22 protein-coding genes are annotated in these 22,451 nt (G+C 68.5%); 12 read left to right on the top strand and 10 right to left on the bottom strand.

Annotated features, from left to right (window positions below; translation table 11 throughout):
* Positions 1 to 31: 31 nt before the first annotated feature.
* The 4 genes from LC068_RS00205 (at position 32) to LC068_RS00190 (ending at position 2,988) form a co-directional block, all read left to right on the top strand.
* Entirely contained in the window at positions 32 to 646 is a 615-nt protein-coding gene (locus tag LC068_RS00205; RefSeq protein WP_226633535.1) for a LemA family protein, read from the top strand.
* Positions 643 to 1,497, top strand: a complete 855-nt coding sequence (locus LC068_RS00200; protein WP_226633533.1) for a TPM domain-containing protein — start codon at positions 643 to 645, stop codon at positions 1,495 to 1,497. The genes LC068_RS00205 and LC068_RS00200 overlap by 4 nt, the downstream gene beginning before the upstream one ends.
* Positions 1,497 to 2,183 (top strand): TPM domain-containing protein, encoded by a 687-nt coding sequence (locus LC068_RS00195; RefSeq protein ID WP_226633531.1) that lies wholly within the window; start codon positions 1,497 to 1,499, stop codon positions 2,181 to 2,183. The genes LC068_RS00200 and LC068_RS00195 overlap by 1 nt, the downstream gene beginning before the upstream one ends.
* Before the next feature lie 61 nt (positions 2,184 to 2,244).
* Positions 2,245 to 2,988: an endonuclease/exonuclease/phosphatase family protein gene (locus tag LC068_RS00190; RefSeq protein ID WP_226633529.1), complete on the top strand. Its 744-nt coding sequence runs from the start codon at positions 2,245 to 2,247 to the stop codon at positions 2,986 to 2,988.
* Here LC068_RS00190 and LC068_RS00185 read toward each other — a convergent pair.
* Positions 2,940 to 4,451, bottom strand: a complete 1,512-nt coding sequence (locus LC068_RS00185; RefSeq protein WP_226633527.1) for a phospholipase D-like domain-containing protein — start codon at positions 4,449 to 4,451, stop codon at positions 2,940 to 2,942. The genes LC068_RS00190 and LC068_RS00185 overlap by 49 nt on opposite strands.
* A gap of 172 nt (positions 4,452 to 4,623) precedes the next feature.
* Between LC068_RS00185 and LC068_RS00180 the strand changes: the two genes are divergently transcribed.
* From LC068_RS00180 to LC068_RS00170, 3 genes are all read left to right on the top strand, one after another.
* On the top strand, positions 4,624 to 4,809 hold the full coding sequence (locus LC068_RS00180) for a hypothetical protein (RefSeq protein WP_226633525.1): 186 nt from the start codon (positions 4,624 to 4,626) through the stop codon (positions 4,807 to 4,809).
* A gap of 123 nt (positions 4,810 to 4,932) precedes the next feature.
* On the top strand, positions 4,933 to 7,458 hold the full coding sequence (locus LC068_RS00175) for a coiled-coil domain-containing protein (RefSeq protein WP_226633523.1): 2,526 nt from the start codon (positions 4,933 to 4,935) through the stop codon (positions 7,456 to 7,458).
* Between the two features lie 101 nt (positions 7,459 to 7,559).
* On the top strand, positions 7,560 to 8,150 hold the full coding sequence (locus LC068_RS00170; protein ID WP_226633521.1) for a C15 family peptidase: 591 nt from the start codon (positions 7,560 to 7,562) through the stop codon (positions 8,148 to 8,150).
* Here LC068_RS00170 and LC068_RS00165 read toward each other — a convergent pair.
* Entirely contained in the window at positions 8,121 to 9,308 is a 1,188-nt protein-coding gene (locus tag LC068_RS00165) for an MFS transporter (protein ID WP_226633519.1), read from the bottom strand. The genes LC068_RS00170 and LC068_RS00165 overlap by 30 nt on opposite strands.
* A gap of 49 nt (positions 9,309 to 9,357) precedes the next feature.
* On the opposite strand from LC068_RS00165, the gene LC068_RS00160 reads away from it, so the two are divergent.
* Positions 9,358 to 9,735, top strand: coding sequence for a DUF423 domain-containing protein (locus LC068_RS00160; protein WP_226633517.1), 378 nt, complete (start codon positions 9,358 to 9,360; stop codon positions 9,733 to 9,735).
* A gap of 19 nt (positions 9,736 to 9,754) precedes the next feature.
* Positions 9,755 to 10,735, top strand: coding sequence for a prolyl aminopeptidase (pip, locus tag LC068_RS00155; protein WP_226633514.1), 981 nt, complete (start codon positions 9,755 to 9,757; stop codon positions 10,733 to 10,735).
* A gap of 12 nt (positions 10,736 to 10,747) precedes the next feature.
* Here pip and rodA read toward each other — a convergent pair whose 3' ends face one another.
* The 7 genes from rodA to LC068_RS00120 form a co-directional block, all read right to left on the bottom strand.
* Positions 10,748 to 11,905: a rod shape-determining protein RodA gene (gene rodA, locus LC068_RS00150; RefSeq protein ID WP_226633512.1), complete on the bottom strand. Its 1,158-nt coding sequence runs from the start codon at positions 11,903 to 11,905 to the stop codon at positions 10,748 to 10,750.
* The gene (mrdA, locus tag LC068_RS00145) at positions 11,902 to 13,968 is read right to left on the bottom strand and encodes a penicillin-binding protein 2 (RefSeq protein ID WP_226633509.1); all 2,067 of its coding nucleotides are present in this window, start codon (positions 13,966 to 13,968) and stop codon (positions 11,902 to 11,904) included. The genes rodA and mrdA overlap by 4 nt, the downstream gene beginning before the upstream one ends.
* The gene (locus tag LC068_RS00140; RefSeq protein WP_226633506.1) at positions 13,965 to 14,483 is read right to left on the bottom strand and encodes a hypothetical protein; all 519 of its coding nucleotides are present in this window, start codon (positions 14,481 to 14,483) and stop codon (positions 13,965 to 13,967) included. The genes mrdA and LC068_RS00140 overlap by 4 nt, the downstream gene beginning before the upstream one ends.
* Positions 14,480 to 15,496 carry a rod shape-determining protein MreC gene (gene mreC / locus LC068_RS00135; protein ID WP_226633503.1) on the bottom strand — a complete coding sequence of 339 codons (1,017 nt, stop codon included), beginning with the start codon at positions 15,494 to 15,496 and terminating at the stop codon, positions 14,480 to 14,482. The genes LC068_RS00140 and mreC overlap by 4 nt, the downstream gene beginning before the upstream one ends.
* A 134-nt stretch (positions 15,497 to 15,630) precedes the next feature.
* The gene (locus LC068_RS00130; RefSeq protein WP_209120518.1) at positions 15,631 to 16,665 is read right to left on the bottom strand and encodes a rod shape-determining protein; all 1,035 of its coding nucleotides are present in this window, start codon (positions 16,663 to 16,665) and stop codon (positions 15,631 to 15,633) included.
* 198 nt (positions 16,666 to 16,863) lie between these two features.
* The gene (locus LC068_RS00125) at positions 16,864 to 17,490 is read right to left on the bottom strand and encodes a glutathione S-transferase family protein (RefSeq protein WP_226633500.1); all 627 of its coding nucleotides are present in this window, start codon (positions 17,488 to 17,490) and stop codon (positions 16,864 to 16,866) included.
* 76 nt (positions 17,491 to 17,566) lie between these two features.
* A complete protein-coding gene (locus LC068_RS00120) occupies positions 17,567 to 18,280 on the bottom strand; it encodes a TVP38/TMEM64 family protein (protein WP_226633498.1) in 714 nt (237 codons plus the stop codon).
* A gap of 109 nt (positions 18,281 to 18,389) precedes the next feature.
* Between LC068_RS00120 and LC068_RS00115 the strand changes: the two genes are divergently transcribed.
* Positions 18,390 to 19,595 (top strand): pyridoxal phosphate-dependent aminotransferase, encoded by a 1,206-nt coding sequence (locus tag LC068_RS00115; RefSeq protein WP_226633495.1) that lies wholly within the window; start codon positions 18,390 to 18,392, stop codon positions 19,593 to 19,595.
* 76 nt (positions 19,596 to 19,671) lie between these two features.
* Complete coding sequence (locus LC068_RS00110; RefSeq protein WP_226633492.1) at positions 19,672 to 20,565, top strand: hypothetical protein; 894 nt, start codon at positions 19,672 to 19,674, stop codon at positions 20,563 to 20,565.
* On the opposite strand, the gene LC068_RS00105 is transcribed toward LC068_RS00110, so the two are convergent.
* Positions 20,566 to 21,582 carry a polyprenyl synthetase family protein gene (locus tag LC068_RS00105; protein WP_226633490.1) on the bottom strand — a complete coding sequence of 339 codons (1,017 nt, stop codon included), beginning with the start codon at positions 21,580 to 21,582 and terminating at the stop codon, positions 20,566 to 20,568.
* 104 nt (positions 21,583 to 21,686) lie between these two features.
* Between LC068_RS00105 and LC068_RS00100 the strand changes: the two genes are divergently transcribed.
* Entirely contained in the window at positions 21,687 to 22,442 is a 756-nt protein-coding gene (locus LC068_RS00100; protein ID WP_226633488.1) for a tRNA1(Val) (adenine(37)-N6)-methyltransferase, read from the top strand.
* The last annotated feature ends 9 nt before the right edge of the window (positions 22,443 to 22,451 follow it).

Below are 22,451 nucleotides of genomic sequence, written 5' to 3'. Positions count from 1 at the left end.
CGTCGGCCGCACCTTTTCGAGGGGGCTATCCATGACCGTTCTGCGTGCGCCTGTTCTGGCGGTGGCCGCCGTGACCCTGACCCTGGGCGGCTGTGGCTACAACACAATCCCTATGCAGCACGAGGCCGCCAAGGAAGCCTGGGCCAACGTTGAGGCCCAGTACCAGCGGCGCGCAGACCTGATTCCGAATCTCGTGGCCACGGTGCAGGCGTCGGCCATTGCCGAACGCGAGACGCTGACGCAGGTGATCGACGCGCGGTCGCGCGCCACTTCGATCCAGCTGGACGCGGACGCCCTGTCGGACCCGGCCGCCGTCGCACGCTATCAGGCGGCCCAGGGCGAGCTCAGTCAGGCCCTGTCGCGGCTGATGCTGGTGGTCGAACGCTATCCGGAGGTCAGGTCGACTGCGAGTTTCATCGCCCTGCAAAGCGAGCTGGAGGGGACCGAGAACCGGATCGCCGTGGCCCGGCGCGATTACAACGAGGCGGCGCGGGTTTATAACACCACCCTGCGGACCTTCCCCGGCAACATCTGGGCCTCGACCTTCCACTCGGGCTCTGAACCCCTCCCGCTGTTCAGCGCGGCGCCGGGCGCCGATGCCGCGCCGCAGGTGCAGTTCAACGTCGGATCGACACCCGCACAGTGAGCCTCGCAGCCACCCTCGCCGTCTCCCCGGCCCTGCTGAGGACGCGGACGGCCCTGCAGCCCCTGCTGGCCGGACTGGTCCTGCTGCTGGCGTGGACGATGCTGGCCCTGCCTAGCCATGCGGACCCGCGCTTTCCCGAGCTGACCGGCCGGGTCGTCGATCAGGGCAATCTGCTGAGTCCGGCGAGGGAAGCCGAACTGGAGGCGCGTCTGGCCGCCCTGGAGCGCGACACCACCGATCAGGTGGTGGTGGTGACCCTGCAGTCGCTGGAGGGCTATGACATCGCCGATTACGGCACCCGGCTGGGCCGCCACTGGGGCATCGGCCAGGCGGACAAGGACAACGGCGTCCTGCTGATCGTCGCCGTGGACGAGCGCAAGATCCGCATCGAGGTCGGCTATGGGCTGGAAGGCATACTGACCGACGCCCTGTCGGCCCTGATCATCCACGACCAGATCACCCCCGCGTTCAAGACCGGCGAGTTCGAGCGCGGGATCGAACAGGGGGTCGTGGCCATCGAACAGCAGCTGAGGCTGGACCCGGAGGAGGCGAATGCCCGCGCGGCGGCGGCCGAAACCGCCAAGGCCGATGTGCCGGTGGGCGCCCTGATCATGATCGTCATCGTGTTCGGCTTCATCCTGCTGGCCTTCATCGGCGCGCTGGGGCGCGGGGGACGGCGCTGGAAGGGCGGTGGTTCTGACATTTCGCCGATCCTGATCTGGGCGGCGTCCGAGGCCCTGCGGTCGCGGGGCGGCCGGGGTGGAGGGCGCGGTGGCGGCTTTGGCGGCAGCGGTGGCTTCGGCGGCGGGGGCGGCAGCTTCGGCGGCGGCGGCGCCTCGGGAGGCTGGTAATGCGCATCACCGAACAGGACCACGCGCGCGTCAGACGCGCCATCGAGGAAGCCGAACAGGACACCTCGGGCGAGATCTTCTGTGTCATCGCGCAGCGCGTCTCAGCCTATCGCGAAGTCGGATTGGCCTGGGCGGCCGCCGCGGCCATGATCCTGCCGCTGCTGCTGGTGCCGTTGGGGTTCAATCCGGCGTGGCTGCCCGGCTATTCAGACGGCTGGCAGGCGGCGCAGCTGGCCGCCGCGCCGGCCAACACGGCCCTGACGCTGGCGGCCTATGGGCTGGTGCAGATTTGCGTCTTTCTGGTCGTCTTTCTGATTCACGAATTGCCCGCCGTGCGCCGCTGGACGACGCCGGCCGGCATACGGCGCCACCGCGTCCGCAAGGCCGCCGTCCATCAGTTTCTGGCGCATGGCATCCACGCCACCTCCACCCGCACTGGCGTGCTGATCTTCTGCGCGCTGGAGGAACATCGGGTCGAGGTCGTGGCCGACGAGGGCATCCGCAGCCAGGTGCCGCCCGAGACTTGGGGTCAGGTGGCCGCCGTGCTGATCCGCGAGATGAAGGCGCGCCGACCGATCGAGGGCTTCGAGAAGGCCATTGCCCTGTGCGGCGAAATCCTGGAGCCGCATTTCCCGCCGGCGCCCGACAATCCGAACGAGCTGTCGGACCGGCTGGTCGAGCTGTGACGCCCCATAACGGCCCGATTGCCGACCCTTCGTCGCCTGTCTGCCCTGTCAGGACGACGGCATGACGCGGCTGATCACCTATAACGTCCACCGGTGTGTGGGCATGGACCGCAAGCTGGACCTCGACCGGGTCGCGGGCGTGATCGCCGAGTTCGAGCCCGACATCGTCTGCCTGCAGGAACTGGATGTCGGCCGGGCCCGCACGGGCGGGGTCGACCAGGCGGCAGAGATCGCCAGCAAACTGGCCATGTCGGTCCACTTCCATCCGGCCATGCGGGTCGAGGCCGAGCTGTATGGCGATGCCATCCTGACCCATCTGCCCGAACAGCTGGTCAAGACCGACGCCCTGCCCTCGGTCGCGGGCATTCCCGGACTGGAACCGCGCGGGGCGCTGTGGACCCGGATCGGCGTCGCGGGTCAGTGGGTCAATGTGCTGAACACCCATCTGGGTCTGGTGCCCCGCGAGCAGCGGCGGCAGGCGACCGCCCTGGTCGGACGGGACTGGCTGGGACGCCGCGACTGCACCGGGCCGACCATCCTGACCGGGGACTTCAACGCCACCTCGATCACGCGTCCCTATCGTATTCTAGCGGGTCGGCTGGATGATGCGCAGCGGCGACTGGGCCTGAAGCCCTCGGTCAAGACCTTCCCGTCCAGCTTCCCGGCGATCCGCATCGACCACGCCTTCGTCAGCCCCGAGATCCGGGTGACCCAGGTGAGGTCCTCCTTTTCACCGCTGGCGCGGATGGCCTCGGATCACCTGCCGCTGATCCTCGATTTCGAGGTGGAGCCGTCCGCGGACTGAAGCGGGCGCTGCGTCGGGCTGCGCCGCTTCCACGGGCGCCAGGCATCGGCGGTCGAGGACGGATCGCCCAGCTGCCATTCGGCGATGAAGGCCTCGAGGCGCGAGGGCGGGTCCGCACCCAGCGGATTCATGCGGCCTTCGCTGAAGGTCTGGATGGCCTGACCCACCGAGCCGGTGACTTCCTCGGCCATGCGATAGGCCTCGGTCGGGGCGCCGATGAAGTGGGCGATGGAGGTCTGGCGCAGGCGGCGGATGGTGCGCTCCCCATCCTCGGTGCCCGGCTCGACCGCCACGTCGCACTCGGTGTCAAAGCCCATGGAGCGGTTGTTGAGGTTGGCCGAGCCGATGCGCAGCACCTGGTCATCGATCACGGTCACCTTGGCGTGCACGATCAGGCGCTGGCCGCCCACGGTCATCGGGCTGAAGGCAAAGAAGCGGTTGTGGCGGTCGGCCTGCTCCAGCCGGAACAGGACCTCGGAGCGGGTGGTGTCCATGGTCCACTGGTCGAACCAGCTGGGGCTCTTGCCGGTCGAGATCAGCACAACCTCGGGCCCGTCGGGCTCCTCCAGACGCTCGGCCAGCGCCGCGGCGATGCGCGGAGAGGTGAAATACTGGTTCTCAAAATAGATCAGCTTCTTCGCCGAACGTATTGATTCCAGATGGAGAGCCTCGATCTCGCGCACCTCGCGGCGTCCGGCCCAGCGCGGCTCGGTGCGCGAGACGCCCATGGGCACGTCGTAGAGGTCCGGCTCGACCCCATCCGGCCAGGGATCGGTCTCGACATGGTCCGGCAGGGTCCGCTCCCAGGTCGCCCGGAACCAGCGCTCGCGGGCCAGATCGCCCAAGGCGCGGGCGGCGTCGCCGTCCATCACGCACATGGTCTCATGCCGCGGGGGTGCGATCAGGCCTGACGGCATGCAGCGACGCGGGTCATCGTCGAGATGATCGGGGTTGTCCCAGCGATCCGTGGCGACGTCGCCGCCCCCGGTGAAGGCCACGGCATCGTCGATCACGATCACCTTCTGGTGGTGGCAGGCGCCCAGGGGCCCGGGCTGGTCCAGCCGGAACTCGACCATGCGCTTGCGGAACCAGCCCTGGGCCCGGTGCGGATAGAAGCCCTGCGATGCGGCGATCAGGAGCGGCGAATTCCAGATCAGCAGGCGGACATCCAGCTCGGGCCGCGTCTTGACCAGCATGCGCAGCTGGTGACCGATCTGGGCCTGATAGTCGTCGGGACGGGTTTCCGGATCGAGGCGGGTGCGGGGATCGAACTGCCAGCCGAGCACGACGATCGACTTCTGCGCCTTGGCCAGCGACGAGGCGAGGGCTTCGAAATAGGCCTCATTGTCCATCAGGACGGCGAACCGGCCGGCGCGGGCTGTTTTCCAGCACAGGCCCGGGCGATCGATCAGCGAGGCTGTGGCGGGTTCGAGCCGCCCTTCCCCGTCTGCGAACTGGCTCATGCCCCACCCGATGTGCCCGGCCGATGACCGCGATTCCCGTGTCCTGTCGCACACGCCGGACCGATCATGCGCGATTCTTGTTCTCCCGACGATTGTCCGGAGCACCGATTTGGAGCATAAATGACCCTGTGTTGCCGTCGTTCCACGGCATCTGGGGGAGACTGGACCGCCAATGCAGGCCTTGATCGAAATGATCATCGGCTTCATCGCCATGATGGCGGCGGCGGCGCTTGCCCAGTTCGGCGTGGAATCGCGCGCCGAACCCACGACTCCACAGGAAGTCCATCGCGTCACCGACTGTGACCGGCAGCCCGCCTCGACGGTGCTGGTGAGCGCGACCGCCAAGCGCGACTGCTGATCCATCCTCAGTCACGGGACGGTTGACGGCCCGAACCGCTTTGCGCCTGCGCTCTGAGTCGTTAGGTTGCATTTTCGAGGTCGCGCCGGGGGGTGCGACGCCCGCGCATCGAGCACACAGTCCATGAAATCCCGCCACCGGCCGCCGCTGAACCTGACCGCTCCGCAGGAGGATGCAGCGACGGACGCGCCCGAGGGCACGGACGCAGCGATCGAGACCAAAGCCGAGGCCGAGGTCACGCCCGAGCCCGAGCCGGCTCCCGAAAGCCGCGCCGAACGCCGCAAGCGCCGCCAGCGCGAGGAGGCCGAAGCGAAGGCCGCTGCCGCGGAAGCCGCGCGCGACGAAGAAGCGGCCAAGACCGAGACCTCGCTGTCGATCCCCCAGTCGAAGGGAGAGGCGGCGCGCACCGACACCGCCCCCGACGATACCAAGGGGGATCTGGCGCCCATTCAGGCCGCGCTTCAGGCCGTGCCCGTCGAGACCGTCAGCGCGAGCGGCGCCTACTGGACCGCCGCGCTTGCCGCCCTGCTGTGGGCGGGGGGCGTCGGCGCCTGGGCCGCCTATGAAGCCGGGTTCGGCGCCGCGCCGATCGAGCCGCTGCGTCTGGCCTTCTATATTCTGGTCGCCCTGGCGCCTGCCGGTCTGGCCTTCCTGCTGGCCCGGGCCGCGCACCAGTCGCGCCTGATCGCCGCCGAGACCCGCCGGGCGCGGGGCCTGTCCGAAGCCCTGCTGGCGCCGACGGCGCTGGCCGCGCACCAGACCGGGGCTGTGCTGGTGGGATTGAAGCAGGACATCGACCAGGCCGCGCTGGCCGCTGAGCGCGCGCGTCAGGACATGGCCGAGCTGCGTCAGTCGCTGGCCGAGGAAAGCCGCCTGTTGAACGAAGCCGCCGAGACCGCCAGCCGCACGGCCCGCCGTCTGGTCGAGAGCCTGTCGGGCGAACGCGACGCCATGGCCGGACTGGGGCAGACCCTGGAAGGTCAGGCTGCCCATGTGCTGGAGGTCGTGGACCGCCAGTCGCGGATGGTGGTCGAGGCGTCGGATCTGGCCCAGACCCAGCTGCGCGAGGCCGAAACGGCGCTCGCCGCCCGCGCCGCCGACATGGCCGCCGCCGCCGGCGAAGCGCAGGAAGCCGCCCGGGCCGCCGCCGATGATCTGGCGCGCCAGACCCTGCGTCTGGAGAACGCCGGCGCCGGTGTGGCCGAACAGATTCAGTCGGTCGAGGAAGGGCTGGGCCAGCAGCGCGCCGCCCTGGTCACGGCCGCCTATGCCCTGCGCACCGATCAGGAGGATTTCTCGGCTCAGGTCGAGAGCCAGCGCGCCCAGCTGACCGAACAGCTGTCGCTGGTGCGCAGCAGCAGCACCCAGCTGACCGAGTCCACGACCATCGGCACCGAGGCGCTGCGCGATCTGGTCGAGGCGGCGGGCGACCAGTTCCGGGCCCTGATCGAAATGTCGCAACGCGAGGCCGACAATTTCGACAGTGCGACCAAGGTCTCGCTGGACCGGTTCGAGGCCCTGTCGGCCGACGCCCGTGACGCCCTGCTGGAGGAGACCCGCAAGGCACTGGATATCCTCAAGGCCACCGCCGAGGAGAGCCGTCAGGCCGCCGCCGACGCCACGGAACAGGCCCAGCTACGGGCCGACCGGCTGGGCGAGGCCGTGTTCGAGGCCTCGCAGAAGGCCGAGGCGGCCGCCGAGGCGCGCATCGACGGCGCCCGCAAGGTGGTCACCCATACGGCCGAGCTGGTCGACGAGGCCGGCGAGCGGGCCCTGCAGCGGCTGGAAGCCACGATCGAGCGGATGAACGCGGCCATGCAGCGGGTCGACGACGCGATCAGCGACCTCGACCAGCGCGCCGCCGACTTGCCGGAACAGGCCCGCGAGCGGGTCGAGGCGGTCCGCAACGCCGTGGAAGAAGGCCTGGCGGCCCTGTCCGAAGCCTCCCGCAAGGCAGCCGACGACACCGAGGCACTGGATGCCGGCTTCCAGGAACGGGTGAAGCGCAACTACGAAATGCTGACCGAGGCCGTGCGTCTGATGGGCGTGGTGTCGGGTGACAGCGGGCGGAACCGGCGTGCGGCCCCCGACGCCCCGCCGGCGACCGACGAGGCCCCTGCCCTGCGCCGCGCCCGGACCGAGCCCGAGGGCCGGGGTTTTGGCCTGCGCAATCGCAGCGAGGCGGGCAAGGACCGGGCCACCGACGACCGCATCGGCTGGAAGGACCTGATGGGGGATGATCGGGACGAGACCCCGATGGATCTGGACACCCCCGTCATGCCGCCCGAGGACACCGAGGTCCTGAACGCCCGCATGCTGGACTCCATCCGGCGCATGGGGGTCGACCCCAATGCCCTGCTGCCGCGCTCGCGCATCGAGGAGGCCGCCGAGGCCTTTGTCGCGCGCGATCCCGGCGGCGCCCGCCAGATCGTGCGGCGGGTGGCGCCCGCAGCGGTGCGCAGCGTGTCACGCCGTGTGCTGAGCGATGCAGGCCTGAAGGCGGACGCCGAGGCCTATGTCCACAGCTGGTCCCGCATCGTGCGCGACCATGCGGCGAACGGCGATGCGGCGGCGGTGCTGAACCGTCTGGCCTCGGATGGAGGGCGCGCCTTCCTGCTGCTGGATGCGGCGGTCGGCGATCTCTCCTGAGAGGAGAAACCGGCGTTACGGGCCGGTTTTGGGGTTGACGGGCGCGCCACGATAAAGACACGGTCCCCGCCGTCATACGTCCGTCACAGCTTGCCAGGTCCATGCTCGACACGCCCGCCGATGCCCAGCCTGATTTGCGCCCGGGGCTGGTGCTATGTGCCTACGAACCCGACGTTGACTGGTCGGGAGACGACTCGCCTGCGACCGACTGGACCCCACCGGGCGCGCGCCTGATCCCGGTCGAGGCGGATGCCCCTGAGCCCTTGGCCCGGACCCTGGTCGAACGCCTGAAGGATCCCGCCTGCCGCGCAGCCCTGCTGATCGGCCGGGCGACCGGCGCCCATGAATTCCTGATCCAGACGCGGGCCGAGAACCGGGTCCTGAACGGCAAGGGACGGCTGGTCCCGACGGGTCCGGGCGTCGCGCGCGCCACGGCCCCGGCGCTGGAAATGGCCCAGACCCTGTCAGAGGCCGGCCTGAGCACCCAGCTTTCGTCCGAACCCGGATCGGATACCGGAAACTATCTGCTGTACCGCGTGCTCAGCTCGCTGCCCGACGACCCGGAGGCCCCGCTGGTGGGCCTTCTGCGCGTTCCCGATGAAGGGGGCGCCGCCGTGACCCGCGCCATCCGTCTGGCGGCGGAGGCCATGGCCCGGCACCTGTCACCCCTGCCCGGCCCCCGCGCGGCCTGAGCCCGGCGACAGGCGCGTCCGCACCGCCAGCGCTGCCATCCCCCCGATCACCACCATGCCGGCCATCGCCAGATAGCCCCCGGCCCCGTGCGCGTCGTAGAGCGGGCCGGACAGGACGGTGGCGATGCCGATCAGCACCCCGGCCGACAGGGTGGAGGACAGGGTCTGGGCCGCGGTCTGGGCATCCTCGGGTGCCAGTCGCTCGACGATCTCGACCCCGGCCAGATAGGTGGCGGCAAAGGTCAGGGCGTGCAGGGCCTGCAGCGGCCACAGCCACGCCAGCGACGGACTGAAGGCCAGCGCCGTCCAGCGGACCACCCCGGCCGCCACGCCCAGCATCAGCATGGACCAGGGTCCGATCCCCAGTCGCCGACGCCAGGGGTCCAGCCACCACATGAAGCCGATCTCAATGACGACGGAGGCCGCCCACAGGGCGCCGACCAGTCCGGTCGACAGGCCCTGGTTGGTCCAGAGGATGGCCGAAAAGCCATAGTAGAAGCCGTGGCTGGCCTGCACGGCGCCGATCGCCAGAATGGCCAGCATGAAGACCGGATCGGCGAGCAAACGTCCGAGGCCGAGGAAGCGGTTGCGGCCCGTGGCGCGCCCGGCCGCACTGACCACCTCGTGCGGCAGGCCGAACGCCGCATAGAGCGCCATGGCCCCGCTGGCGATCACAATCCAGACGATAACGGCGTCGACCGGCAGGCGCACCAGCAGCGCGCCCATGGCCAGATTGGCCACGACAAAGGCCGCCGAACCGCAGCCGCGCGGGACCGAGAAGGAGAACCCCTCGCGCCGGGCAAGGCGCAGGTTCAGCACATCGATCAGGGGGATGACCGCCGCGGTCGCCGTGGCCGCCACGAACCAGCAGAGCGTCCACAGCAGATAGCCCTCGACCAGGGCAGCGAGGCCGTAGCCGACCATGGCCACTGCCCCGAGGATGGCGATGGGGGTGCGCCGCGAGGCGAAGCCGTCGGCCCAGACGGCGATCAGGGGCCCGGTCACGAACCGCGCCAGCATGGGCACCGCCAGCAGGGTCCCGATCTCGGCCCCGTCCAGTCCCAGGCTTTTGAGCCAGAGACCGGCGAACGGCAGGCTCACCCCGGTGACGCCGAAGAGCAACACATAGTGGAAGGCGAGGCGGATCGATGACGACATACGCGCTCCGATAGCAGACTCCGGCGATTCCGTGGGCTAGCTTGACCTTATGAGACTGAATCGCCCCCTTGCGGTGACGGCCTGTGGCCTCGGCGCAATCTGTGTCGTTCTGGGAGCGTTCGCGGCGCATGGAGCCGGTCCGCAGGTGAAACCCCTGCTGACCACAGGGGCGCACTACGGCATGGTGCATGCCCTTCTCGCCCTTTTGGCGGCGGCATGGGCCGGCACACCGCCTGTGCGCTGGGCCGGCTGGCTGGCGGTGATCGGCGGGGCCGTGTTCGCCGCCTCCCTCGCCCTGGTGGGCATGGCCGGTCTGAGAGCCATGGGTGCTGTGGCACCCGTCGGCGGCCTTCTGATGATTCTGTCCTGGTTGCTGTTTGCGTGGGGGGTGGTGCGGACCGCCCCACCCCCGTCTGATTTGTCCTGAAACCCCAGAGTGAGTGCCCATGTCCTTTCCCAAGCCTGACGGCGAGCGTCGCGACCTGTTCCCCGAGATCGAGGCCTTCGCCACAGGGATGATGAAGACGCCGGACGGGCACGACATCTATTTCGAGGAGAGCGGTAATCCGCAGGGCAAGCCCGTGCTGGTGCTGCACGGCGGACCCGGGGGCGCGACCAGCCCCGGCATGCGCCGCTACTTCGATCCGGCGGTCTATCGCATCATCATGTTCGACCAGCGGGGCTGTGGTCAGTCGCGCCCCTATGCCTCGCTTGAGAACAACACCACCTGGACGCTGATTGAGGACATCGAGCGCCTGCGCGAGCGGTGCGGTGTCGACAAATGGGTGGTGTTCGGCGGTTCGTGGGGCTCGACCCTGTCGCTGACCTATGCGGTGACCCACCCCGAGCGGGTCAAGGCGCTGGTCCTGCGCGGCATCTTCCTGCTGACGAAGAAGGAGTTGCACTGGTTCTACCAGGACGGCGCCTCAATGATCTTCCCGGATGCCTGGGAGCGGTTCCTGGCGCCCATTCCGGAGGGTGAGCGCGACGACCTGATGGCCGCCTACCAGAAGCGGCTGACCGGCAATGACGAAGCCGCCAAGCGCGAATGCGCGGTCGCCTGGTCCAGCTGGGAGGGGGAGACCGTCAGTGTGCGCGGGCCCGATTCCCGCCCTGACAAGTTCGCAGAGGCCGAATTCGCCGTGGCCTTTGCCCGGATCGAGAACCACTATTTCCGCAACGAGGGCTTCCTGCCGGAGGACGGCTGGCTGCTGAAGAAGATCGACCGCATCCGCCACATCCCGGGCTGGATCGCCCAGGGCCGGTTCGATGTGGTGACACCGATGTCGGGTGCGTGGGCCCTGCACCGGGCCTGGCCGGAAGCGCGGCTGGAGGTGATCGGCGACGCGGGGCATGCCTCGACCGAGCCGGGCATCATCGACAGTCTGGTGCGGGCGACCGACTGGGCCGCCGGCCTGCCGGACTGAGGCCTGCAGCCTCTAGAACAGGCCGTGCCCCTTGGGCAGTTCGACGTAGCGGTGGACCCGCGTGGCCATCACCAGCCCGAAGCCGATCATCACTGTCAGCATGACCGTGCCGCCGTTGGACATCAGCGGCATGGGCACGCCCACGACCGGGGCCAGACCCATGACCATGGCGCCGTTGATCAGCACATAGAGGGCAAAGGTGGCCGTCACGCCGGCGGTCGCCAGCCGGCCGAAATGGCTGTGCGACAGCGAGGCGATGCGCAGGGCGATCAGGATGACGCCGAGGTAGCACAGCAGCATGCCGAACGAGCCGACGAAGCCGAACTCTTCGGAGACCGCCGCGAAGATGAAGTCGGTGTGGCGCTCGGGCAGGAACTCCAACTGGCTCTGACTGCCGAGGCCAAAGCCCTTGCCCAGCAGACCGCCTGAGCCCATGGCGATCTTGGACTGCATGATCTGATAGCCCTCACCCGAGGGGTCGGCCTCGGGGTGCAGGAAGGTCAGCACGCGGTTCCGCTGATAGTCGTGCATGACGAACTGGATGAAGGGCCAGACACCGGCGACGGCAGCGCCACCGGCGGCGACGATGACCTTCCAGCTGAGACCGGCGGCGAACATGATGGCCGCGCCCGTCAGGCCCAGCAGCATGGCACTGCCGAGGTCGGGCTGGTGGGCCACGAGGGCGAAGGGCGCGCCGATCAGCAGGACCGGGAATATCAGCTTCCAGTGGAAGCGGGCCTCATTCGCCGTCGCCCCGTGGTACCAGCGGGCCAAAGCCAGCACGAGAGCGATCTTCATGATCTCGGACGGCTGGATGCGGGTGACGCCCAGGTTCAGCCAGCGGGTCGCGCCCATGGCCGTATAGCCCAGCCCCGGTATCTCGATAGCCGCCAGCATCAGCAGCGCCAGGAAATAGACCGGATAGGCCAGATGGAACCACCATTTCAGGTTCACCATCGACAGGCCCAGCATGATGACCAGACATATGGCAAAGCGGATCAGGTGTTTGGCGGCCCACGGCTCCCACGACCCCTTGGCCACGGAATAGAGCATGGCCGCGCCCATGCCGGCGATGGCGCACAGCAGGACCAGCAGCCGCCAGTCGATCTGGGTAATCTTGACGCTCAGCCGGTCGCGCTCTCCGGGGCGGGTCAGGGCCGAGGCAGTCATTGAGGCTCCGACAGATAGGGCTGCGGACCGGTCTGGTCCTGCGGCGCGACCGGAGTGGGCTCGGCCGGCGTCGGCTCGGGCGCAGCCGCCGTCGGTTCGGGCGGCGGGGGCGCGGCGCCCTCGTCCTCAATCGGGCCGGACTCGGGCTCAGGCGGCAGGGGCCGCTCGATGCGGGCGCGCATGTCCGGATCCTTGAGCAAGGCCACTCTCATGACCTCGCGCGCCTTGGGCGCGGCGTCGGCCGCACCGCCCGCAGGCGCGTGCTGGATGATCAGCGCAATGGCATAGCGCGGCGCATCATGCGGCGCGAAGGCGACGAACAGGGCGTGGTCCCGGCGGCTCCAGACCGCATTGCGAGGCCCGCGCGACTCCCCGGCCTTGTAGTCACGCGACTGGGCGGTGCCGGTCTTGCCGGCCATCAGGATGTCGCCGAGCCCCAGCTGGGACGCGCGGTAGGCGGTGCCGGTCCGGTCATTGGCCACCGCCGCCATGCCGGCGCGCACGATGTCCAGATGCTCGTCACTGAACGGGAGATCCGGGAATTTGGCCTCGGTATAGGGCTGGCCGTCAACCGACCTGATCAGGCGCGGCTGGACGGCCTTGCGCCCGTTGGCGAGCCGCGACGCCATTACTGCCAGCTGGAGCGCGCTGACGGACAGGGCCCCCTGCCCGATCGCGACCGACAGGGTTTCGCCGGGGTACCAAGTGGGGTCGTCGTCCCAGCTGGTGGCCTCGGTGTATTCGCGCTTCCATTTGGTCGATGGCACCGTGCCCTTCGACTGGCCCGCGATGCCGATCTCATAGGTGTGGCCGAAGCCCAGATCCTCGGCCACCCGCGCGATCCGGTCGATCCCCGCGCGATTGCACAGGTGATAGAAATAGGTGTCGCACGAGTTCTTGATGGCATTGTGCATGTCCATCGCGCCGTGCCCGCCCCGCTTCCAGCAGCGGAAAGTGCGGTTGCCGAAGAAATAGCCCCCGGTGCAGACCACCCGCTCTTTCGGATCGATCCCGGCATCCAGCAGCGCCAGCGCCGTGGTCATCTTGAAGGTCGAGCCCGGCGGGAAGGTGCCGTAGATCGCCTTGTCCAGCAGGGGGCGGCGCTCATAGTCCGCCCAGGCGCGGTAGATGTTGCTGGGCACGCCCGAGACGAACAGATTCGGATCGAACGACGGCGCGGACACCATGGCCAGGATGTCGCCGTTCCGGACATCCATCACGACGCAGCCGCCCGACTCCTCGCCGAACACCTCGAGCGCCCGGTTCTGGATATCGGCATCGAGGGTCAGGACCACTTCCTTGCCCGGAACGGCCGGACGGGAGTTCTCGGGATCCTCGCCGACCACGCGGCCGCGCGCATCGACCTCGACCCGCTGGCCGCCGGCCTCACCCCGCAATTGTTCGTCGAGCGCGGCTTCGACGCCCTGACGACCGATCCGGAAGCCGGGGTTGTAGAGCAGCGGCGAGGGCTCCTCGCCCTTGTCGCGGACGGCCTTGATGTCGCGGTCCGAGACCTTGGCGACATAGCCGACGACGTGGGCGAAGGCCCCGCCGTGCGGATAGAAGCGCGTCTCGTGCATGTCGGCCATCACGCCGGGCAGCTCATTGGCGTACAGATTGACCTTGGCGAACTCTTCCCAGCTGAGGTCGCTCTTGACCGGCACGGGCGAAAAGCGCGGCGCGGCGTTCACATCACGGATGATGCCCCGGCGACGCTCGAGTGTGTCAGGGATCAGCTGACCCAGCAGGTCGAGCGTCTGGTCCAGATCCTTGGTCTCGTCGCGAACCACCAGCACGCGGAAACTGGGGCGGTTTCCGGCGATGATCACCCCGTCGCGATCCCGGATGATGCCGCGCGGCGGCGGCACCAGCCGGAAGTTGAACTGATTGGCGGTGGCGAGCGTCGTATATTCCTGGGCCTGCACGACCTGCAGCTGACCCAGACGCGCGGTCAGGCCCAGCACGCCCAGTCCGGTTAATCCACCCAACACGAAGGTGCGCCGCAGGAACGAGCCCTGCCGCTCATTGACGTCCGAAAAGAAGATCGAGGGTTCGCTGCTCATCGAAACCGCACATCGCCATCATCGAACCGCTGGATCAGTCGATCCGCCAGCGGGAAGATCAGGAGCGTCGGCACCACCTGTCCCAGCAGGGCCAGAAGGCTCGGCGCCCGCTTGGCGTCGATTGTAACAATGACATACGCCAGAAAGAAGGCCCCCAGGACGGCCACCGTGTACCAGACGAACAGGACGCGGGTTTCCTGGCCGATCAGGAAATTCCGCGCGAGCAGGATAGCCGCATAGATGCACAGCAGGACCAGCCCCCACAGGCCCTGCGGCGTGTAGAGCAGCAGGTCGAGCATCAGGCCGAGGACGAACAGGGCCAGCGGTGCCAGGATCGACGGCCGGATCAGCGGCCAGGCAAAGGCCAGAACCATGGGAATGACCGGCTCGGGCAGGCTGAGCCCGAACAGGGTCACGGGCGTGGCAAGGATCAGGGTCGCAAGGAGCGCCAGCAGCGAGGGATAGACGATCCACTGCAGGGGGCCGACCACGCGAACGGCGACGGGGCGTCTCACTCGGGCCCACCTGCGGGGGGCTGGGCTGGCGTGGCGGCGGGCTGATCGGCACCGGCCTGGGCGTTCTGGCGGCGGGTGACGCCGTCGGTGATGGCGGCCGCCTCGGTCGCGGACGGCGCAGGGGCCGTATCCAGTGCGGCGAGCGGCGGGGCGTTCAGATCTTCCGCATCCACCAGCTGGCCGAAGTCCTCGAACTTCAGAACCTTGACGAAGTCGATGGCGCCCCGGTCGCTGAACAGCTTGACCCGCCAGGAGCCGTCGATGCCGCGCGCCACCACCCCGATCGGCACGCCGCGCGGAATGCCGCCGCCGTCGCCCGAGGTCAGCACCCGATCCCCCACCTCGACCGAATCCGTGCCCCGCACATATTCCAGCCGGGGATTGCCGCTGCCATCCCCGCTCAGCATGGCCCGGGCATCGGTGCGGTCGATCAGCACCGGAATGCGGCTGGAGACATCGGTGACCAACAGGACGCGACTGACCCGCGAGGAGGTGCCGACCACCCGCCCGACCAGTCCGTGCTCGTTGATGACCGGATTGCCGATGCGAACGCCCTGGCCGGTGCCGACATCAATGAGGCGCGAGCGGGCGAAGGGGCCACGCGACTCGGAAATCGACCGCGCGGTCTGGGTCGGGACCGGGGGCTCGACCCGGATGCCGAGCATGGCCTCATACCGGCTGTTGATGTTCTGAAGCGCGATATTGGCGTCGGCCACGGCCTGGAGTTCGGCCACCTGTGCTTTCAGGCGACGGTTCTCGGACACGGCAAAGAAATAGTCGCCGACGTAGTCGCTGGCAGCACCCACCCAGCGAACGGGCGCGGCGAGCACGCCACCGACTCCGCCCGACACCTGATCGCTGGCGCCCCGGACGGCGCTCTGGGCCTCCGGATCGCCCCGGCGCTGGCTGATCAACAGGAAGGCCGACAGGGCCAGCACCACGAGCACAGTCAGGCCCGCCGTCCAGATCAGCGGAACCTTCAGATTCTCGAACGGTCCGTCGCGAAACGCCACGGCGCCCCTTGCATTCAGAGGGTTGGTGTCAACCGGTCCCGTGGGGCCGGCGGGCGAATCCGCCCGTGAACTCAGGCTATCGCAGAATCAGCGCAGCTTGAAAACCGCTGATGTCCGCAACCGTACCGGACGCTCTAGAGCGAGCTTTCCAGCACGCCCTTCATCCAGCGCGGATGCTCGAGCACGCGGCCGCAGCCGATGGCCACACAGGACAGCGGATCATCGGCGACCGAGACCGGCAGGCCGGTGTGATCGCGAATCTCGGCGTCCAGACCGCGCAGCAGCGCACCGCCGCCGGTCAGCATGATGCCCTTGTCGGCGATGTCGGCGGCCAGTTCGGGCGGGGTGGCTTCGAGGGCGACCTTGACCGCATCGATGATCTGGCTGACCGGCTCGGTCAGCGCCTCGGCGGCCTGACGCTCGCTCATGCGCACCTCGCGCGGCACGCCCTGCATCAGGTCGCGGCCCTTGACCTCGATCGACAGGCCTTCGCCGTCGGCCGGGATACGGGCAGTGCCGATGTCCTTCTTGATGCGCTCGGCGGTCGTCTCGCCGATCAGCAGGTTATGGTTGCGGCGCATGTAGCTGATGATCGCCTCGTCCATCTTGTCGCCGCCGACGCGCACCGAGCGCGAATAGACGATGCCCGACAGCGACAGCACGGCCACCTCGGTGGTGCCGCCGCCGATGTCGACGACCATCGAACCGGTCGGCTCGTGGATGGGCAGGCCCGCGCCGATGGCGGCGGCCATGGGCTCGTCGATCAGGCCGACGCGACGGGCCGAGGCGTTCAGGCACGAATCATTGATGGCGCGGCGCTCGACCGCCGTGGCGCCCGACGGCACGCACACGATCACCTTGGGGTTCACGAAGCCCTTGCGGTTGTGAACCTTGCGGATGAAGTGCTTGATCATTTCCTCGGCGACTTCGAAGTCGGCGATGACCCCGTCGCGCATCGGACGGATGGCTTCCATGTGACCGGGGGTCCGGCCGAGCATCTGTTTGGCCTCGATGCCCACGGCGTGGACGATCTTCCGTCCACCGACGTTTCTGAGGGCCACCACCGACGGCTCGTTCAGGACGATGCCCTTGCCCTTCATATAGATCAGGGTGTTGGCCGTGCCGAGGTCGATGGCGATGTCGTTCGAGATCATGCCGAAGAGATGCATAGGGGTGGGATACCGTTCCGGGTTGGGCCTTTTTGGGGCGGTCAGCGTTTATGTCCGCTGCGACGAAGCCCCGCCCCGCTACGCATCCCCACGCACGGGCCGTCCTGATCGATATCGCCGAGCCGACCGTGGCCCGTTTGCCCTTATGGGACAGGGATTACAAGCCCTGAATCGGCCCGGCGCATCACGAGATCGTCGTCAGGCGGCGACGGGCTCCAGCCCCTCGGCCTTCAGCATGCGCTGCATGGCCGGACGCTGCTGCACGCGGTCCAGATGGGCGTTCAGCTTCGGGAACCGGTCGGCGTCCAAAAGCTTCGCCTGACGCGCCCAGCGGGTGAAGACGGCCAGGTAGTTGTCAGCCAGCGTCCAGTCGTCGCCGAAGACGTACGGCCCCTCGACCAGATGCTGTTCGGCCAGGTCGTATTTGGCCAGCGCCTGTTCAATGGCATCGTCCTTGGCCTGCCCTTCCAGCGGCGGCCGGCTGAACAGCACCTTGCCGATCGCCGGGTGCAGGCTGGAAGCCAGCCAGCCGTTGAAGGCGTCGAAGCGCGCCATGGCGAAGGCGTCGTCAACGGGGGCCAGCTTCTTGTCCGGATGGGCGGCGGCGACCCAGCCGAGGATGGCGGCATTCTGGGTGATCACGCCCTTGTCGGTCTTCAGCGCCGGGGTCACGCCCGCCGGATTGACGGCCAGATATTCGGGCGTCTTCTGCTCGCCCTTCTTCAGGTCGATGACCGTGGCCTGATAGTCGAGACCGGCCTCTTCGAGGGCCGAGTGCGAGGCCATGGCGCAGGCGCCGGGCGAGATATAGACGGTCAGGGACAAACGATCTCTCCTTTCAGGTTCGGGTCGGTGCGACCTGAACGGACAGATAGAGAGACGGCTCCATATTGCAACCGCTTCAGTTGCGTTTAGCCTCCCGGCGCTTCACCCATTCGCGGACGCCCAGCATCAGGGCAAGCCAGACCACGGCCACTCCGGCGAGGATCAGACTGGTCCAGGTGCCCTCGCCGCTGGCCGCCGCCGCGACCGCTCCGCCGAAGAAGACCACCAGCGCCGTCTTGGGCAGCACCCCGAATGCACAGCCGGCGAGGAAGGGCACGAAGCCGGCGCGCGCCGCACCGAAGGCCATGTTGACGACGATGAAGGGCGCCGAGGGCACATTGCGGATCATGAAGCTGGCGTAGAAGGCATTTCGCCCGACGAACCCCTTCAGCCGGGTGACGGTCTTGCCGCCCCAGCGATCCAGCAGCCGGGCGGTCGGTCCGCGCCCCATCCAGTAGGTAACCCCCGCCGACACCACCGTCGCGGCCCAGCTGTACCAGAACCCCAGCGACGGTCCGAAGGCCACGACACAGGCCGCGATCAGCAGGAACTGCGGCGCCCCGATGAAGGCCGCACCGACGAACAGCACCACGGTCGCCAGAAACGCCCACGGCCCGCCGGCATAGCCCTGCAGCCAGGCCTCGAGCCGGTGCTCGGCCTCCAGCCCCAGCGCCGCCTTGCCGAGCAGCAACAGGCCGACCACCGCACCCAGCAGCACAGCCGTCGCCAGCGCCGCCCGCCAGCGGGCCGCCTCCATGTTCAGGACAAAGTCGAGGATGCGACGGATCATTCGTCTTCGGTTACCACCGGCTCCGGCGACAGGCGAGCCTCACATTGCTCCGCTTTCCCCGACTGCTTAAGAAGGGGCCTCTCCCCTCCCCGTCTGCGAGTCCCTGTCCATGTCCGAGCTGCAGTCCAAGGCCCTTGCCCGCGTGAAGCCGTCTGCGACGCTGGCCGTCACCGCCCAGGCGCGCGCGCTGAAGGCGGCGGGACGCGATGTGATCGGGCTGGGGGCGGGCGAACCGGACTTCGACACCCCCGACAACATCAAGGAAGCGGCCATTGAGGCCATCCGCCGGGGCGAGACCAAATATACCGACGCCGACGGCATGCCCGAGCTTAAGGCCGCCATTGTCGCCAAGTTCGCGCGCGAGAACGGCCTGAACTATGCGACCAGTCAGATCCATGTTGCGGGCGGGGGCAAGGCGGTGATCTACAACGCCCTGCTGGCCACGCTGTCGCCGGGCGATGAGGTGATCGTGCCGGCGCCTTACTGGGTCAGCTATCCCGACATGGTCCTGCTGGCCGGCGGCGAGCCCGTGCGGGTGGTCGGCGAGGAAGCCGACGGCTTCAAGCTGCGGCCCGATGTGCTGGAGGCGGCGATCACGCCCCGCACGAAATGGCTGATCCTCAACAGCCCCTCGAACCCGACCGGCGCGGCCTATACCGCCGCCGAGCTGGAGGCGCTGGCCGAGGTGCTGCGTCGCCACCCGCAGGTGTGGGTGCTGACAGATGACATGTACGAGCACCTGATCTACGGCGACTTCGACTATGTGACGATCGCCCAGGTAGCGCCCGACCTCTACGACCGGACGCTGACGGTCAACGGCGTGTCCAAGGCCTATGCCATGACCGGCTGGCGCATCGGCTATGCGGGCGGGCCGAAAGCCCTGATCGACCTGATGCGCAAGGTGGCCGGGCAGACGACGTCGAACCCGTCGTCGATCAGCCAGTGGGCGGCGGTCGAGGCGCTGAACGGACCCCAGGACTTCATCGCCGAGCGCGGCAAGGCGTTCGAGGCGCGTCGGGATCTGGTGGTGTCGATGCTGAACCAGGCCCATGGCATCCGCTGCGCCACACCCGAGGGGGCCTTCTACGTCTATCCCTCGATCGACGGTCTGATCGGCAAGGCGACGCCGGACGGGACGGTGATCGACAGCGACGACACCTTCGCCAGCGCGCTGCTGGACGCCGAGGGCGTGGCCGTGGTGCAAGGCTCGGCCTTCGGCCTCAGCCCCTATTTCCGCATCAGCTATGCGACCAGCGACACCGTGCTGGAAGACGCCTGCGAACGCATCCAGCGCTTCTGCGCCAGCCTGCGCTAGCAGCCACGCGCCGCGCGCACGCGGCTTGCCAGACGGACCGTCATCGTTAAGCTTCCCGTCGGGGGAGATCAAACGCATGACCGACAGCCTTGTTCGACCGCGACCGCGCCGCTGGGGCTGGCTGATTCCGACGTGCCTTGTCGCCGTGATCTGGTCGCTGGTCAGCACGATCGGGCAGACGACACATATCGCGGCGGATGCCGACGACGTGCGCACTTCGTACATGCTGGGCAGGATTTTTGGCAGCGTCGCCTTTGTGGGTGTGGTGATGAGCGGCATCCACTTTCTGATCTTCTTGCGGAAGCGGGGAGGCGAACTGGTCGGACGCCACAGTGCGTTCGTATTTGGCGCGGCTTTCTTTGGGGCGTTGCCGGCGCTCGCCTTGACCTTCCTTGTCTCAGCAACAGGAGGCGACGAAGCCACACTTCTGGCCATTGATGCCGGGCACACCGAACGCGTAGAGGCCGATGCCCGGAAGTATGAGGCGCAGTACGAGGCCTTGCTCGGCGGGGACGTCCTGGCGCCCGAAACACTGATGCGTCAGAGGGGCATTGATCAGGCGCGCGCCAATATTGCCGCCTACCGCGAGCTGATGGCTGAAGATGACGCTTCCTACCAGGCTCAGGTAGAAGCCACCCGCGCCGAGATCGAGGCCTCCGAAACCAGCGCCCTTTTCAAGGGGCGGGGCCTGACCGGGTTTGATCGGAACACGAGCCGCATCACTCGGGAAATGAAGACACTCCGGCTGCTCGAGAGCGAAATCCTCAACTCGTGGGAGGCGATTTTGGATTTCCTCGCCCTCCGCCCTCGGAGATGGGAGGCGCAGAACGGCCAATTCTCGTTCTATCGCGAAGAGGATCTGGAGTTCTTCGACGGCCACATGAAGCGGATCAACACTCTTGCCGCCCAGATCGACTCCCGTTCAGCGGCCCTTCGAGCAAGCACCGACAGGCCGCCAAACGGCGAGTAACTAGACCACCCGGCTGACGGCGTAGTCGGCCAGCAGGTCGAGGGCGTCGCACCAGTCGCTGGCGGGCAGGACCGTCAGGGCGGCCTTGGCCTGATCGGCATAGTCGCCGGCGACGTCGAGGGTGGCCGAAAGCGCGCCGGTGCCGACCACCCGCTCGCAGGCGCGAGCAAAGTCGTCGTCGTCGCGGGACGACTTGTCGAACAGTTCGGTCCAGAACCCGGCCTCGGCGCCGCGCGAGCGCTCCATGGCCAGGATCAGCGGCAGGGTGACCTTGCCTTCGCGGAAGTCGTCGCCGGCGTTCTTGCCCAGCGCCGCGGCCGTGCCGCCATAGTCGAGGGCGTCGTCAGCCAGCTGGAAGGCGATGCCCAGCGCCATGCCATAGTCGCGCAGGGCGGTGACGGCCACGTCGTCGGCGCCGGCGCCGACCGCGCCTGCCTCGGCGGCAGCGGCGAACAGTTCGGCGGTCTTGGCGGTGATGATCTGGAGATAGACGTCGGTGTCGAGGTTGATGTCGTGGGCGCGGGTCAGCTGCAGGACCTCGCCCTCCGAGATCACGCTTGAGGCCCGGGCCAGGGTGCCCAGCGCGCGCATGGAGTCCGTCTCGACCATCAGCTCGAAGGCGCGGGCGAACAGGAAGTCCCCGACGAGCACGCTGGAAGGCGCGCCCCAGATCAGGTGCGCGGCGACCTTGCCCCGGCGCAGGTCCGAGGTGTCGACCACATCGTCGTGCAGCAGGGTGGCGGTGTGGATGAACTCGACGGCGGCGGCCAGCTTGAGCGGGCTGTCGATGCCCCTGTCCCCGCCGGAAGCGCGCGCCGCGGCGATGGTCAGCATCGGACGCAGACGTTTGCCACCCGCCGCGATCAGGTGATCGGCCAGCGCCGGGATCAGGGGCACGTCCGACGCCATCCGGTCGCGGATTAGCTGGTTGACGCGGTCCATGTCGGGCTGGCTGAGCCGCACGATAGGCGCGACGTCTCCGGCGGGGCGGCGAACAGGATCAGCAACAGCGTCCAAGGCGGTACTCGTGATGGGCAATCGGGGAGAGAAAATTCAGCGCCCGTATTGCCGGAGCGGGTGCGGGCGCACAATGGTGACCGGGCCATGAAGGGTCAAGACGCGTGACGGTCGCAGCCTCCTCTCCAGAAATCCGCGAAGACGCCCTGCTGGGCGGGCGCGTGCGCCTGCATCAGCCGGTGCGGGGCTATCGGGCCGGCATGGATGCGGCCCTGCTGGCGGCGACGGTCGCGGCCGGGCCCGGCGAGCGGGTGATCGAGGCCGGCTGCGGTCCCGGAGCCGTGCTGACCCAGGTGGCCGCGCGCTGCCCCGAGGCCGGGCTGTTCGGGGTGGAGCGTGAGCCGGAGATCGCCGCCCTGGCGCGGCGAAACATCGAGGCCAATGGTCTGGACGATCGGGCCGATGTCCGGCTGGGCGATGTCGCTGCGGGTTTCCGGGCGCTGGACCTGCCGCCCTTTGACTGGGCGATCAGCAATCCGCCCTTCTTTGACGATCCGGGCCGTCTGCGGCCCCCCGCGCCGGAGCGTCGCGCCGCCTGGATGGCCGACGACGGGCTTGAGGCGTGGACCGGCTTTCTGCTCAAGGCCGTGCGCGGGGGCGGGCGCATCGTCATGATCCACCGGGCCGAGCGGCTGGGGGACATTCTGGCCCTGCTGGCGCCCAAGGCCGGGTCGTTCGCCATCCGGCCGATCCATCCCTTTGCCGACCAGCCTGCCAAACGGGTGCTGGTTCAGGCGATCAAGACCGGCAAGGGCCCGCTGCGCCTGTTGCCACCGCTGGTCCTGCATGACCGCAACGGGGCGCCCCATACCCCCGAGGCCGGGGCCATTCTGCGCGGCGAGGCGGCCCTGCCCTTCTGAGCGGCTTCT

The sequence above is a fragment of the Brevundimonas poindexterae genome, assembly GCF_020524625.1.
Classification (GTDB): Bacteria; Pseudomonadota; Alphaproteobacteria; order Caulobacterales; family Caulobacteraceae; genus Brevundimonas; species Brevundimonas poindexterae_A.
This window is presented reverse-complemented; position numbering and strand designations above follow the sequence as displayed.